General features: G+C 66.8%; 13 protein-coding genes and 1 pseudogene. 6 read left to right on the forward strand and 8 right to left on the reverse strand.

Features of this window, described 5'->3' with window-relative positions; translation table 11 throughout:
• Positions 1-91 precede the first annotated feature (91 nt).
• Positions 92-1,183: an acyltransferase family protein gene (locus ACYVB7_RS15805; protein WP_460509404.1), complete on the reverse strand. Its 1,092-nt coding sequence runs from the start codon at positions 1,181-1,183 to the stop codon at positions 92-94.
• Positions 1,184-1,387: 204 nt separating this feature from the next.
• Here ACYVB7_RS15805 and ACYVB7_RS15810 point away from each other — a divergent pair.
• A pseudogene (locus tag ACYVB7_RS15810) lies at positions 1,388-1,579 on the forward strand (transposase); the annotation flags it as partial.
• Positions 1,580-1,815: 236 nt separating this feature from the next.
• Here ACYVB7_RS15810 and ACYVB7_RS15815 read toward each other — a convergent pair.
• From ACYVB7_RS15815 to ACYVB7_RS15825, 3 genes are all read right to left on the reverse strand, one after another.
• A complete protein-coding gene (locus ACYVB7_RS15815) occupies positions 1,816-2,541 on the reverse strand; it encodes a metal-dependent hydrolase (protein WP_460509405.1) in 726 nt (241 codons plus the stop codon).
• 11 nt (positions 2,542-2,552) lie between these two features.
• Positions 2,553-3,287: a hypothetical protein gene (locus ACYVB7_RS15820; RefSeq protein WP_460509406.1), complete on the reverse strand. Its 735-nt coding sequence runs from the start codon at positions 3,285-3,287 to the stop codon at positions 2,553-2,555.
• Positions 3,288-3,442: 155 nt separating this feature from the next.
• Entirely contained in the window at positions 3,443-4,357 is a 915-nt protein-coding gene (locus ACYVB7_RS15825; protein ID WP_460509563.1) for an alpha/beta fold hydrolase, read from the reverse strand.
• Between the two features lie 216 nt (positions 4,358-4,573).
• Here ACYVB7_RS15825 and ACYVB7_RS15830 point away from each other — a divergent pair, with 216 nt between their 5' ends.
• Positions 4,574-6,466 (forward strand): acyl-CoA synthetase, encoded by a 1,893-nt coding sequence (locus ACYVB7_RS15830; RefSeq protein ID WP_460509564.1) that lies wholly within the window; start codon positions 4,574-4,576, stop codon positions 6,464-6,466.
• A 118-nt stretch (positions 6,467-6,584) separates the two neighbouring features.
• Positions 6,585-7,667 carry an aldo/keto reductase gene (locus ACYVB7_RS15835; protein WP_460509407.1) on the forward strand — a complete coding sequence of 361 codons (1,083 nt, stop codon included), beginning with the start codon at positions 6,585-6,587 and terminating at the stop codon, positions 7,665-7,667.
• Positions 7,668-7,709: 42 nt separating this feature from the next.
• Here ACYVB7_RS15835 and xopAG read toward each other — a convergent pair whose 3' ends face one another.
• Positions 7,710-9,053 carry a XopAG/AvrGf1 family type III secretion system effector gene (gene xopAG / locus ACYVB7_RS15840; RefSeq protein WP_460509408.1) on the reverse strand — a complete coding sequence of 448 codons (1,344 nt, stop codon included), beginning with the start codon at positions 9,051-9,053 and terminating at the stop codon, positions 7,710-7,712.
• A gap of 457 nt (positions 9,054-9,510) precedes the next feature.
• Here xopAG and ACYVB7_RS15845 point away from each other — a divergent pair, with 457 nt between their 5' ends.
• The 3 genes from ACYVB7_RS15845 (at position 9,511) to ACYVB7_RS15855 (ending at position 11,109) form a co-directional block, all read left to right on the forward strand.
• Positions 9,511-10,014 carry an aminoacyl-tRNA deacylase gene (locus ACYVB7_RS15845; RefSeq protein WP_460509409.1) on the forward strand — a complete coding sequence of 168 codons (504 nt, stop codon included), beginning with the start codon at positions 9,511-9,513 and terminating at the stop codon, positions 10,012-10,014.
• Positions 10,015-10,117: 103 nt separating this feature from the next.
• Complete coding sequence (gene plsY, locus ACYVB7_RS15850) at positions 10,118-10,747, forward strand: glycerol-3-phosphate 1-O-acyltransferase PlsY (protein ID WP_460509566.1); 630 nt, start codon at positions 10,118-10,120, stop codon at positions 10,745-10,747.
• On the forward strand, positions 10,744-11,109 hold the full coding sequence (locus ACYVB7_RS15855; RefSeq protein WP_460509410.1) for a RidA family protein: 366 nt from the start codon (positions 10,744-10,746) through the stop codon (positions 11,107-11,109). The genes plsY and ACYVB7_RS15855 overlap by 4 nt, the downstream gene beginning before the upstream one ends.
• A gap of 61 nt (positions 11,110-11,170) precedes the next feature.
• On the opposite strand, the gene ACYVB7_RS15860 is transcribed toward ACYVB7_RS15855, so the two are convergent.
• From ACYVB7_RS15860 to ACYVB7_RS15870, 3 genes are read right to left on the reverse strand one after another with little or no spacing between them, the layout of a single operon-like run.
• Entirely contained in the window at positions 11,171-11,869 is a 699-nt protein-coding gene (locus ACYVB7_RS15860) for a retropepsin-like aspartic protease family protein (protein ID WP_460509411.1), read from the reverse strand.
• Positions 11,850-13,148: an HD-GYP domain-containing protein gene (locus tag ACYVB7_RS15865; protein WP_460509412.1), complete on the reverse strand. Its 1,299-nt coding sequence runs from the start codon at positions 13,146-13,148 to the stop codon at positions 11,850-11,852. The genes ACYVB7_RS15860 and ACYVB7_RS15865 overlap by 20 nt, the downstream gene beginning before the upstream one ends.
• On the reverse strand, positions 13,145-14,467 hold the full coding sequence (locus ACYVB7_RS15870) for an HD-GYP domain-containing protein (protein WP_460509414.1): 1,323 nt from the start codon (positions 14,465-14,467) through the stop codon (positions 13,145-13,147). Before ACYVB7_RS15870 ends, ACYVB7_RS15865 begins: the two co-directional genes overlap by 4 nt.
• Positions 14,468-14,485: the final 18 nt, after the last annotated feature.

Raw genomic sequence — 14,485 nt, forward strand, 5'->3', positions numbered from 1 at the left:
GATCGTGTCTTTGTGCGGTTGGCCGAAAACGGTGATTTTCTCACGCGCGCTTCGGCCCAAGGTGATCGGGCTTGGTCCGGCCCCTCCGCCATCAGGATGGTTTGGGCCTGCGCGGCTCGGTGTGGCCATTCATCCACAGCTTCTCAAAGAAGTGCCAAGACATGGCCGCCATGATGAAAGTCCCTATCAGGGTGGCCTTGAGCAGGCTTGGGCCTCGCCACTGGGTGTTGGCGATCAGGGCCATCAGGATCGGGGAGTGCCACAAATACAGGCCGTAGCTGATTTCCCCCAGGTAGACAAACGGCTTGGCCCATCCATGCCCTGAGCCGGGCAATATCAGAAAGACCGCCAGCAACCCGGCAAATCCCACGTTCAGAAGAAAACGCCACAGCACGATCATGGAAGACAGGTACCAGTAGTGCGACCGTGGCCAGAAGGTGAACCACGCTGCGCCCAGGGACACGATGGTCACGGCCAGTGCCACCCCCAGACGGGCCCAGGTGAAAGCCAGCCGCCCCGACACGGCAAGCTTGGCCAGCAAAATGCCCAGCACAAACTGGTCAAGCACCCCGGGCAGTTGGGTCGCATACACACGCTGGGTGGTCACATCGGCTGTGCCAGGCGTGAAAACGAGTGTGCTGCCATAGCGCCAGGCCAATGCAATGCCGATCCACGTCACGGCAATGCGTGGCAAGCTGTTGCGGGCCAGCCAGGGGGTGGCCCACAGCATCAACGCGTAGAACTGCACCTCCAGCGCCACCGACCAGTTGGGGCCGTTGATGGACCCAGAGGTTTCAGGCAGAAAGTGGTGAAGCATCAACACGTGGCTGAGCACGTGCCAAACGGATTTCAGGCCGTATTGAAGAATGCCCGGCTGGGTCATGAACAAATAGACCAGAAGGGTTGCGAAATACAGCGGGAATATCCGCCGCACCCGCCGGTCCCAGAACCGGGTTTTCCAGGTCAGCGGGTCTCTGGCTTGGGCCTCCAGCGCCGATTTGCCGATCACGAAGCCGCTGATCACAAAGAACAAGTCCACGCCGATCCACCCCACCCGGGGCAGCAAATACGCCCCGTGTATGGGGAAGGTGGTCCATTGGCCCACCTCGATGACGTGGTAGCAGATCACCAGCAAGGCGGCCAGGCCTCGCAGCACATCGACGTAGGGGTAGCGTTGGGTCATGAGGAGGGGCAAGAGCTGCGGTGAAACGGTGGGGGGCTGGGGATCGTAGTGCAGCGTGCCCCGCGCGTTGTAGCGCGTGTGCTACACCGCCAAAAAGCCGTCCAGCAAAGCCGCCAGTTGCGCGGGCTGGTCGTGGTGCAGCATGTGGCCCGCGTTGTCGATCTGAGCCACTTTGAGACGGCCTACAAGCTGCAAGTGGCCAAGATGCTCAGAGAGCAGGGCATGAGCCCGAGCCAGGTCTGCAAAGACATGAACCTCACGCCCAGCGCCGTTCGCAAATGGGTCAAACAACTGGATGCTGAACTTGCTGGGGGGCCTGGTGTTGGCAAACCCCTCACAGCAGATCAGCAACGCATCCGTGAGCTCGAACATCAGGTTCGCCAACTCAAATCGGACAAGGCCAAGGCAAACAAGCCATCGACCAGCATCAGCCCACTCAGCCGAGCCTTTGGCGTGAGCCGATCAGGCCTGCACAGCGCGCTGACCCGCCAAACCAAGCCCCCAGAGGCGTGCGGGTAGGCAGGTTCTGTTCGATTATGTTTGCCGCACTTCTGCCCACATACCCACTCCAGCTCCGTAGCATGACGTGAGTCCAGCGGGGAACATGAATATGAACATAAACAACTGCGCCCTCAACGGCGGCGCATGGGTCCCAGGTAAGCCAACCAGCCCCCCGCCATGCGCAGCAGCCCCGGCAGCGCCACCCCGGTGAAGCGCAGCGCTTGCAGCACCAGGGTGCCGCGGCGCACGTCGCCATGGCGCAGGTCGTGCCGCAGCAGCGTGGCGAGCAGGCGCAACACGTCCCCACCCAGGTACAGGCTGGCCGCCAGCAGGCAGGCCACGCGGCGCAGGTAGCCCACGCCGTGCTGGGCGGCCAGGTCCAGCATCACGTAGCGGTGGCCGATTTCCTCTTCGCAATGCCAGCGCCACAGGTGCACCTGCGGGCCGTCGCTGGCCGCGTTGAGCCAGGGCTGGCCCTTGAGCACCTCTTGCGACAGCAACACCGTCAGGTGTTCAAACGCCGCCCCCAGGGCCAGGCGGGTGCCCAGGCCCAGCGGGTTCAGTTCGGCTGCGGCCTGGCACATGCGTTCGGCCAGCGCCAGCGCGGGCAAGCCCTGCTGCTCCAGGCGACGGTTGTACAGGCCGTGGGCGCGTTGGTGGGCCCGTTCCTCGTCGATGAAATGCTGCGCCTGTGCCCGCAGCGAGTCGCTGGCGGGCGCGGCGGCGGGCGCTGCAGCTGAGGGCTGCGCGTCCAGCCAATCGGCCACGGCGCGGATCACAAAGGTTTCGCCCGCGGGCAGCAGCAGCGACAGGGCATCGAACAGGCGGGTGCGCAGGGCGTCGCCGTTCCACAGCATGGTCGGTTCTCTCACAACAGCGCCGTGACCCAGCCCGACAGGCGCTGGAGCACCGGCAACGGCAGGCGACGCCACACCGGTGACCAGCGCGACAAGGGAATGCGCCCGCGCAGCACCGCCGCATGGTCCAGCGATGCCTCGTGGGGGAAGTAGCCGGCACGCACCGCCACGATGTCCTTGAACCCCTTGCGGTGGTAGTAGCGCAGCTGCGGGTCGGCAGGCAGGCCGCGGCGGCGGGCGCGGGCGTGGTGCTCGGCGGACAGCCGGGGGTGTTGCTCCCGGGCGCGGCGGTAACCCGGCATGGGGGAGCCCAGGTAAATGTCACGCCACCCCTGCTGGAGCGCGTGGGGCCAGAAAAAGCGGATCAGCGCCCAGGCCGCCTCACCGTCCACGCTGGTGAGGCTGATGCCAAACAGCGATCCGCCCGAGGGCGCGGGGGCGTCGGCCACGGGGTCGATGCGGGCGCAATCGGCCCAGTCGCGGGCGCGTTCGATGGCCTCGCGGGACATGGGCTTCATGAACAGCGAGGCCAGGGCCTCGCCCGTGGTGGCGCAAAAGGCCCCCACACACAGCAGGGGGTGGGCCTGCATGCGTTGCAGCATGGCTTGGGCCGAAGCGGCTTGCTGCGCGGTCCACTGGCGTTGTTCCAGCGCTTGCAGGGCGGGCAGGTCGGCGGGGGTCAGAAAACGCACGGTGATCGTGCGGGCCGAGGCGGTGTCGGCAGTCGAGGCAACGGGGGCGGACATCATCGAAAGAACTGGCGGAAGCCAGCCACGAAAACACAGTCGTGGGCATTCTTTCGATGGAATGTTACAGGCGTATGTAACTGTTACATCGGCTTCCCTTTTCCCTGAGGGGAACGAAAAATCAACGGGTTGCGAAACACGAGCCTTGCGGGCGCTCAGCCCAGGAACGCGTGCAGCAGCGCCGCCAGCTGTTCGGGCTGGTCGTGGTGCAGCATGTGCCCGGCGTCTTGAACCACCGCCGTGCGCACGTCGGGCACCTGAGTCAGGCGTTGGTGGTAGTCGTCCAGCGTGTAGCGGTTCTGCCACCAGGTGGCCAGGTTGGTGTGGCTGGCCTCCACGGCCAGCACCGGCACGGCAATGCGGGCCCAGGTGGCCAGGGCCTCGTCCACGCGGTACAGCATGGGGTTGACCAGCTTGTGCGCCGCCTCGCCCAGGATGCGCCAGCGCCCCTGCGCGTCGGGGGCGGCCCAGTGCTGGGCCAGCCAGCCCGCCTTGTCGGGGCTGAGGCGGGGGTTGGTTTTCATCAGGCGCTGGGCCACGCCGTCGGCGCTGGGGTAGGTTTTCAGGTCCTTGTCGCCCTGACGCAGGGCCTGGAGTTCGTCCAGCCACTGCGTCAGTCGACCGGGGGCCTGGGCGGGCACGGTGGCGGGCAGGCCAAAGCCTTCCAGGTTGACCAGGCGGCGAACCCGGCCCGGGCGCACCCCGGCGTAGTGCATGGCGATGTTGCCGCCCATGCTGTGGCCCAGCAGGTCCACCGGGGCGTGGGGGCTGAGGTGGTCGAGCAGGGCGTCCAGGTCGGCCAGGTAGTCGGGGAACCAGAAGCAGTCGGCCCCGCCCGAGTCGGTGCGGCCAAAGCCCCGCCAGTCGGGGGCCACCACCCAGGGCGAGAAGCCCAGGGCGTGCAGCGCATCCACCACAAACTGGAACGAGGCCCCCACGTCCATCCACCCATGCACCATCACCAGCGGCACGGGCTGCGCTTCGGACCGCTCGCCCCAATGGCGCAGGTGGTACTGCAGCCCCCGGATGGGGACAAACTCGGAGCGTGCCGGGCGCTGGGCGGTGTACAACGCAGGGGTGGTGGTGGGTTCGGTCATGGGTTCATCTTACGGAGCCCCTGGCCGCCACCGGGGGCCGATGCCCCGGCCCCGAGTCGCCACCACGACACCGCTTTTGCCCCTCACCCTGCCAAGCTTTCCACCATGAACGCTGCCACCGACGCTGCCACCGACGCTGCCACCGACGCTGCCGCCACCGCGCCCCACCCGTTTGACCACCACGCCGCCATGCAGCAGCGCTTTGGCTGGCAGGTGCCGCCGCGGCTGAACATGGCCCAGGTCTGCTGCGTGCGCTGGGCACAGAGTCCAGATCATGCAAATTCCATAGCGGTCATTGCAGATGGAGCAAGCGGCAGGGCCACTTTTCATTCGTATGCCGAGCTGCATGCGCAGGCCAACCGCCTGGCCAACGTGCTGACGGCGGCGGGGGTGGGCCGGGGCGACCGGGTGGCCATCGTCATGCCGCAGCGCTTCGAGACCGCCGTGGCCTACATGGGCGTGCTGCAGACCGGGGCGGTGGGCATGCCGCTGTCCATGCTGTTCGGGCCGGATGCGCTGGCCTACCGCCTGCAAGACAGCCAGGCCGTGGTGGCCATTTGCGACCGCGCCGGTTGGCCCCACCTGGCCGAAGTGCGCGCCCAGTGCCCGCAACTGCGCACCGTGCTGCTGGTGGGCGACGCGCCCGAAGCCACCCACCCGGGCGAAGACGACGGCGCTGGGCCGGACGAGGGCCACGAAGCGGACCCGCCCGGCGTGCAAGCCTGGGGCCAGGCCCTGGCCGCGGCCAGCGACCGGTTTGCCTGCGTGGACACCGCCGCCGACGAACCCGCTGTGCTCATCTACACCAGCGGCACCACCGGCAACCCCAAGGGCGCGCTCATCCCGCACCGGGCGCTGGTGGGCAACCTCAGCGGCTTTGTGTGCAGCCAGAACCTGTTTGGCTTTGCCCCGGGGCCGCAGGGCGAACTGCCGTTTCCGTCGCAGCTGGGGGGCACGCCTTGCGCCGAACCGCCCCTGCCCACCGGCAGCCAGGCGGTGTTTTGGTCTCCCGCCGACTGGGCCTGGACCGGCGGCCTCATGGACGCACTGCTGCCCACGCTGTACTTTGGCCGCCCCATCGTGGCCTACAACGGGCGCTTCAGCCCCGATGCGGCGTTTGGCCTGCTGGAGCGCCACGGGGTGACGCACAGCTTTCTGTTCCCCACCGCGCTCAAGGCCATGATGAAGGCCTACCCCCATCCCCGAGCGCAGTTCCAGCTGCGCCTGCAAGGCCTGATGAGTGCGGGCGAGGCCGTGGGCGACGCCGTGTTTGCCTACTGCCGCGAGCAACTGGGCGTGGTGGTCAACGAAATGTTCGGCCAGACCGAGGTGAACTACATCGTGGGCAACTTCTGCCTGGGCCGGGTGTGGGGCGAGGCGAACGCTGCCGATGCCGAAACCAGTCAAACCCTGGGCTGGCCCGCCAAGCCCGGCAGCATGGGCCGGGGCTACCCGGGCCACCGTGTCACCACCATTGACGACGACGGCCACGAATGCCCGGTGGGCGTGCCCGGCGAGGTGGCGGTGCACAGCCTCAGCCCCAATGGCCAGCCCGACCCCATCTTCATGCTGGGCTACTGGAACAAGCCCCAGGCCACGCTGGACAAGTTCACCGGCCCGCGCGAGGCCAGCTGGTTTCGCACCGGCGACCTGGCCGTGCGCGACGCCGATGGTTACCTGTGGTACCAGGGCCGGGCGGACGACGTGTTCAAGTCCGCGGGCTACCGCATCGGCCCCGGCGAAATCGAGAACTGCCTGGTCAAACACCCCACCGTGCTCAACGCCGCCGTGGTGCCCAAGCCCGACGCCGAGCGTGGCGCACTGGTCAAGGCCTATGTGGTGTTGACTCCTGATTTTGTAGCTGCTCACGCTTTTCATGTAAGCGCTGAAGGCACTTTTGATGATGAAAGGCTGCTGCCCCTGGTGGCCGAGCTGCAAGCCCACGTCAAGGCGCAGCTGGCGCCTTACGAGTACCCCAAGGACATCGAGTTCGTCCAGGCCCTGCCCATGACCACCACCGGCAAGGTGCAGCGGCGCGTGCTGCGCCTGCAAGAGGAGGAACGCGCTCGCCGCCCGGTTTGACCCCACCGCAGCGCCCGCGGGCCAAAAGCGGTTCAATGGCGCTTCAACCGCGCTTCAACCTCGCTGCAATCGGGTCAGCCCCGTCGGGCCTGTTTTTGTTTCTTTACCCCAAGCTTCCATGACCACTGAACTCAACCAAGTTTCCCTGGGCCGCAGCGGCCTGAGCGTCACCCCCATCTGCCTGGGCACCATGACCTTTGGCGAACAGGTCAACCAGGCCGACGCCCACACCATCCTCGACCGCTCGCTGGCGCGGGGTGTCAACTTCCTCGACACCGCCGAGATGTATTCCGTGCCACCCCGCGCCGAAACCTTCGGGGCCACCGAAACCATCCTGGGCCACTGGTTTGCCTCGCGCCCGGGGGCGCGCCAGAAGGTGGTGCTGGCCAGCAAGGTGGCCGGGCCGTCGCGTGGCATGCCCTGGATCCGCGGCGACGAGGCCGGGCTGACCAAGGCCGAAATCCTCACCGCCTGCGACAACAGCCTGCGCCGCCTGCAAACCGACGTGATCGACCTGTACCAAATCCACTGGCCGGCCCGCAACACCCCGTCCTTCGGGGCGCTGTACTTCGACGAATCCAAGGACTACCCCTGTGCCAGCATCCACGAGCAGCTGGAGGCCATGGCCGAGCTGGTCAAGGCGGGCAAGGTGCGCGCCATCGGCCTGTCCAACGAAACGCCCTACGGCGTGCACGAGTTCGTGCGCCTGGCCGAGCAGCACGGCCTGCCCCGCGTGGCCACGGTGCAAAACCCCTACTGCCTCATCAACCGCAGTTGGGAAAACGGCCTGGACGAAACCTGCCACCACCTGGACGTGGGCCTGCTGGCCTACTCCCCCCTGGGCTTTGGCCTGCTGACCGGCAAGTACGACGAGGGCGGCATCCACAACCCCGTCTCGGAAGAAGCCAAGCGGGGCCGCATGGCGCTGTACGAGCGCATGAAGTCGCAACGCTGGGGCCGCCCCGAGGCCATGGACGCCTCGCGCCGCTACAACGCGCTGGCGCGTGAACACGGCCTCACCCCCACGCAGCTGGCGCTGGCCTTCTGCTACCGCAACCCCAAGGTGGCCAGCACCATCATCGGCGTGATCAGCCTGGCCCAGCTGGACGAATGCCTGGACGCCTGGAGCGTGCAGCTCACGCCCGAGCTGCTCAAGGCCATCAACGCCATCCGCTGGGAAAGCCGCGACCCGGCGCAGTGAGGGGGGCCGCATGCCCGTTGCTGCGCACGGGCATGTCTGTCGTCAGGGGGTTGGGCGCGGTGGGGTTTCGTCAGATCGCTGTGCCAACGCCTTGCCCACATAAAACTCCTTGGCAGCGCTTTTGCACACGTCGGCATAAAACGCATCGGCGTTGTCGCAGGTGGAGCCTGCTCCGGCATAGCAGCCTCTGGCAATTTCTCGCATCGTGTGGCGCACGCTGCTCACGTCGTCATAGACGGCATTCAGGCAGGCGACGATGACCTGTGCATCAAAGGCCGACAGAGGAGGCTCTGCACTCATCAGTCGGGCGTGGTTGATGCACGCAACCGCGTTGGCGCTGGTGAACGAATCGCCAAGCCCTGAACTGTCTTCGAAGCCTGTGCCTTTTTCATTCACTTTGACGTGGGCAATGGGCAGGTTCTCCATGTTCTTTTCCTTCGCCATGGCCATGATGTCGGCTCGAGCTTCGGGGTTGTTGCGCAGCTTGGCTTCTTGAAGGGTCGTGTCCAGTTTGTGCAGTGCCGGGCCTGCCACGCTGGTGTTTCGTTTGAGGATGCTGGTGGCGGGGTCTTCAAAAAGCAGGGTTGCGTCAAGCTTGTCGGTCTCAGCCGAGAGCAGCAGGCCTTGATTTTTCAGTGCGGGCATCACGACCCGCTCGGCGTGCCCCCAATGGGCGTCGTCTGCATAGACCTGGCGGGTGTTCAGGATGAGTTGGCCCGCCGCTTTTTGGGCTTCGGGGCCCAGCGCCGGGTCTGCCTCCAGCGCTGACTTCAGCGATGCCAGGCACTGTCGGGGCGACAACCCCCGGGAGGCTGTCTCGTCTGTGTAGTCCTTCATGCCTTTGTTGATGAAGGGCTGGGTGAGCGAACGCGAGGTGTAGCCGCTGGCCCCGGTCTGGTCGTTGGGCACGCCTGCCAGCGCGTATTTGTTTTTTTTGTCGAACAGGCTGCTCTTGGTCAGGTCGTATTCGGCGGGGACATGGCTGGGTTGGAGCTCCGCCACCTTTTCTGGTTTGACCCGCTGGCCCAGCAGGCACTCGATGCTGGTCATGAGCGAGGCGCGTGCTTCGGGGGTGTTCATCCGGTCAGCCAAGTGCAGCTTGGTTGCTGCACGGAAGTCGGTCATGGTCACAAACTGGTTGTCGCCCACCAAGTGCAGCGGGAACCTTGGGTCGCCCTGCGCCGCCCGCGCCTCGGGCGTGGCAGCTTGGTAGGCCGCACGGTAGCTGGCGGCTTTGGTTTGGGCGTTGTTGAGGCGTTCGTTGCTGGTGAAGCCCCCTTTTCCATCTGGAAACGCGGTGGTGGAGAGGGGGAAATCGTTGACGATTTTGTCGCCCACCAGCCCCGCACCGACCAAGCCCATGGCGTACTTCGCGAGTCGAACCATGCCACTTGAAGGCCCATCGGAGCGCCCCTCGTTTCTTGCCTCCTGCGCAGCAAGCCGATGGCCATTTCGAGGTGGCAGAGACTGGGAGTCCGCTTTCAGCGCGCGGGTCGCAATGGGCAATCCAGCTTCTGGCCCCTGGCCTCCGTTCACGGATGTTGCGGCTTGGCATTGGGCTGCCACGCGCACCCTTTGCAAGAGTTGCGGAAAAGGGCTTTTGTCCAAGCGCATGATCATTGTTCCCCCTGAGTTTCGAGTGCGGCTGGTCACCCTATGTCGAGCACCAAGGACACATTTGTTGAAGGGGAAAATCATGCATTGCCTTGTGCTTGTGTGTGACCAACAAACGAAGGGTGGCCACAAAACACGAAAGTCGCCGTTGAATCACCTTGTCTTTGGATGCTTTGCAGCTTCCTTTGCGAACCTGTGTGACACCCTGCGGCTGCGGCACACTTGCCCCATGGCCAAGAAAGACAAATCCACCGCACACGTCTCCGAAACCCCGGCCACGGCCTGGCTCAAAAGCCACGGCGTGGCCTACACCGAACATCCCTACGAGTACCTGGAGCACGGCGGTGCCCAGCACAGTGCCCAGGTGCTGGGCCTGGACCCGTTCACCGTGGTCAAGACCCTGGTCATGCAGGACCAGGATGCCAAGCCCCTGCTGGTGCTGATGCACGGCAACCGCACCGTGTCCACCAAGAACCTGGCGCGGCAGATCGGGGCCAAGTCGGTCGAGCCCTGCAAGCCCGAGGTGGCCAACCGCCACAGCGGCTACCTGGTGGGCGGCACCAGCCCCTTTGGCACGCGCAAGGCCATGCCGGTGTATGTGGAAGACACCATCCTGGCGCTGCCACGCATCGTCATCAACGGCGGGCGGCGCGGTTTTCTGGTGGGCATCAGTCCCCAGGTGCTCACCGGTCCCCTGGGCGCCAAGCCCGTGGGGTGTGCGCTGGCAGAATAGCCGCCCGTGGCCCCGTGGGGGGTATTCCTGATTTGATAGCTGCTTGCGCTTTATTTAAAAGCGCTAGAGGCCATTTATATATGAGAAGGACATCGTCGTGAACATGCAATCGCTTTGGCCGTGGGGCGCTGTGGTGGTGGCTTACCTGGTGGGGTCGCTGTCGTTCGCGGTCATCGTCAGCCGGGGGTTTGGCCTGTCGGACCCGCGCACCTACGGCAGCAAGAACCCGGGGGCCACCAACGTGCTGCGCTCGGGCAACAAGGCCGCCGCCGCGGTCACGCTGCTGCTGGACGCCCTCAAAGGCTGGGTGCCGGTGTGGGCGGTGCAGGTGTGGGGCAGCGCCTACGGCCTGGGGGATGCCACCGTGGCCGCGGTGGCGCTGGCGGCTTTCCTGGGGCATTTGTTCCCGGTGTTCTTCCACTTCAAGGGTGGCAAGGGTGTGGCCACCGCCGCCGGGGTGCTGTTTGGGGTGGATTGGCTGCTGGGCCTGCTGACGCTGGCGGCCTGGGTGGCGGTGGTGGCGCTGTCGCGCATGTCCTCGCTGGGGGCCATTGCCGCCGCGGTGTTTGCGCCGGTGTGTTTCATGTTTGGCGCGGGCGTGGCGTGGGTGGCCTCGGGCCCCATCACCGGCGCCATTGCGGTCATGAGCATCTTGCTGGTCTGGCGCCACAGTGAGAACATCGGGCGCCTGTTGCAAGGCAAAGAATCCAAACTGGGGAGCAAAAAGTCATGAGCGACAACACCCGTCCTGTTCAGCGTCTGAACGTGGCCGCCCGCTACAGCGATGCCGCCATTTTCAATGGGGTGGTTTACCTGGCGGGCGTGGTGCCCGAGTGTGTATCCACCGACATCCGCAGCCAGACGGCCGATGTGCTGGCCCAGATCGATGACCTGCTGGCCCAGGCCGGCAGCGACAAGACCCGCCTGCTGCGGGTGCAGATCTACCTGACCGACATCCGCGACATTGCCGCCATGAACGAGGTGTGGGACGCCTGGGTGGTGCCCGGCCACACCCCGCCCCGGGCGACGGTGCAGGCCCCGCTGGCCGACCCGTCCTGGCGCATTGAGGTGGTGGTGACCGCCGCCCAACGCTGATTCCGCGGCGCTGCTGCGGCACCGGGCTGGCACTGCGGCTGCCGCAGGCAGGGCCGGGCCTTCAGGGGCGGCGCTCCAGCACCAGTTGGTCGGCGTCGCTGTGCATCCTGAAGTGTTTGAGGAAACTGTTGCCCAGCAGGGCCACGGGCATGTCGTGCGGCATGACCAAGGCGGTGACCTGCCGCACCTCGACCGAGCCCACGCGCACCGAATCCAGCTGTGTTTGCCACGCGTCCGACACCCCATTGGCCGTGTGGGTGCGGGTCTTCTTGCCCGAGCCTTGGCCGACTTGGATGCCCATGCGCAGCGCATCCGACCGCCCCAGCGTGACCAGCGTGGCCCCGGTGTCCACCAGGAATTGCACCGTCTGGCCATTGACCGAGCCGCTGGCCAGGTAATGGCCTTGGCCGTTGGCGAACAGCACCACCCGCGTGTCGCCGATGCCGCCCCCGCCGTTGCCCACGCTCACCGGGGCATCGCCCAGCCGCAGGGTGAGCTTGTGGCCATCCACCTGCACCGTGGCCTGGGGGCCGTCCAGGGCGAGCAGTTGCACACCTTGCACCGTCTGGCCCACGGCCACAAAACGCGGCGGCTGCGTGCCCACCACCAGCAAGGCCTTGTCGCCCGACACCCCGGCCAGTGACACGGCGGTGGCGGCGTGCAGGGCGGTGTGCGGCCACAACCCCACCGCCACGGTGCCTGCCAGCCGAATCAGCGCCTGCCGTCGGGGCAGGGCGGGGTCAGAACAGGCCCAACCCACGGTCGGCCCCGGTTTTGGACGATGCCAACTGCCGCAGCATCTGTTCCAGGTTGAGGCGCACCCGCACGCCCGAGCCCGACACCCCATGGGCCACCGCATGGTCGGCCTTGGCGGTGTTGATGAGCCGCGGCTCGGAAATGGGTTCGTCGCGTTTGTTGAGCACGGTGGCCACCAGGGGCTCGTTGGGTTTGTTGCCCTTGCGCAGGACCACCGCCGTCTCGCCGGAGGCGAGCTTGACGAAGGTGCCTGCGGGGTGCAGGCCCAGCTGCATCATCAGGGCCAGGCCCACCTCGTCGTGGCTGCCCGCGCCGGGCTGGACGATGGCCGAGCGGGCCGCGTCCTTGGCGTCGCGCCCGGCGCGTGACACGCGGGGGCTCATGGCGGCGGTGTAGCGGTCCACCACTTGCAGGATGCGCGCCAGCCGGTCGATCACCGGGCGCTGCGCCAGGGTGACGTCACCCGGCAGGTCCTGGTGGTGCTTGAGCACGGTGCCCAGCCACATGGGGTCGGACACCCCCGCGGCTTGCAGCATCTTGGCCCCTTCCAGCGGGTGGCGGTCAATCTGGGCCTGCTGGTTGGGGGTGGGGCGGTGTTTCTGGCTGGCCAACGCGTCTTGCAGGTTGGTCATGGCCAGGTTCATGGTCAGGGCCGCGTGCAACAGGCTGCGGTCCTCGGGGTCGGTGAGCTTGAGCGGGGCCTTGAGTGCATGGCACACCACCGCCGTCAGCAGAGAGTGCAGGGCGCTGTAGCCGCTGTAACTGGTCACGGCGCGGTGAATCAGCAGGAACAGCGCGGCCTCGCGGTCGCGGTTGAGCAGGGCATCAATGGGGCGGACCACCTGGGTGTCCAGCCGGGGAACGGCGTCGGCGGCGGTGGACCCGCCCAAGGCCAGGTTGGCCAGCAGCACGCGCAAGCGCGACTCGATTTCGCTCCAGTTCTGCGGCACGCTGCCTTCGGTGGCGGGGCTGGCACCGGGCTCCTTGTCGGAGGCCTTGAGGGAGACAAAACGGTCCAGGTCTTTCAGCGGCGCATCGCGCCTTGAGGCCTCGCTCAAACCGCCCATCAGCACCTTGACGGCCTCGTCCGATTCTTCGTACTCCACAAACACCGCGCGGCGGCGCTGGAGCTGCTCCAACGCCTTCTGGTCTTCGATCTTCAGGCCCTTGGCCAGCAGGACGCGCCCGGCCTCGTCGCGCAGGGTGAAGCGCAACACGTCCCCCACATGCAGCTGCGAAGGCGACAGGGCAATGAGTTCCTGCTTCCAGTCGTCGGCGCTCATGCCCGGGTGCCTCCCAGGCCCACGGGCCGGGTGTCTTGCAGCACCCGCAACAGGGCCGTTTCGTTGAGGCGGACCTTCACGTCGGAGCCGGACAACCCCGAGGCCACCGCGGTGGTGGCATCGGTGGTGGCCAGCAGGCGCGGCGTCTGGATGGGTTCGCCCGCCTTGTTGACCACGGTGGCCACCCAGGGCTGGTCGGGGCGTCCGCCGGGCCGCAGCACCACGGCCACCTCACCCCCGCGCAGTTGCACAAAGGTGCCCGGGGGGTAGAGACCCAGGTTTTGCATCAGGTCCAGCCCCACCTCGTCGTGGTCGGCCCCGCCGTGGGTGCGGATCACGGTCCGCGCCGCGTCACGCGGGGGGCGGCCGGCACGGCTGCCCCGGGGGCTCATGGCGGCGGTGTAGCGGTCAATGACCTGGAGGATCTTGGTCAGCTTTTCAACCGGCTCCCGGTTGTTGATGGCCGGGTTGTAGGGCAGGTCGTCATGGTGACCGCGGACCACGCCCAGCCACAGGGGGTTGTCCACCCCGGCGTCGCGCAGGATGCGCTCGCTCATTTCGGCGTGGCGGCCAATGGCCAGCAGCTGGTCCTGGGTGGGGGCGTGGCGCTGGGACGCCATCTGGTCCTGCAGCACCTTGATGGACACGTTCATGGTCAACGCCGCCTTGAACAGGGCTTGCGACTCGTCGGCGCTCACCGGCAGGCGGCGCGAGGCATCCCAGGCCACCACCGCGCACAACAGGGAATGCAGCACGCTGTAACCCGCAAACCCGGTGACCGAGCGGCTGAACAGCAGGAAGGTGGCCGATTGCAGGTCGTGCTCCAGCGCCTCGTGAAGCTGCTCGTGCAGTTGGTCCAGGCGCTTGAGTGCCTCCTGGGCCGCGTTTCCACCCAAGGCCAGCCCCGCCAGCACGCCGCCCAGCTTGGACTCCAGGTTGCGCCAGTGCTCGGCCAGGTCGGGCGGCGGGCGCACGGAGGCGGGGCGCGGTGCCACCGGGGTGGCCATGGCCTCGGCAGGGGCGGCGGCAATGCCCGCGGCAGGCAGCTTGCCCAGCGGGATGTCGCGGCGGGACGCTTCTTCGAAACTCGCCATCACCGCCCGGGCGGTTTCCTGGATGGCGCGCTCGTCGGTGAACAGCGCCGGGTGTTCCCGCAGGGTGGCCAGCAGCGTGGGCGAGTCGATCACGGCGTGCCGCGCCAGCAGCAAGTGGCCGTTTTCGTCGTACAGCGGGGTTTGCAGCGTCATGCCCAGCGCCAGGTTCCGACTGGCCACCGGCTGAAGTCGGGCGGGGCGTTGGATTTTTCCGGCGTCGGGCATGGGCCGTGCGGTGGGTGG

The sequence above is a fragment of the Hydrogenophaga soli genome (assembly GCF_054777695.1).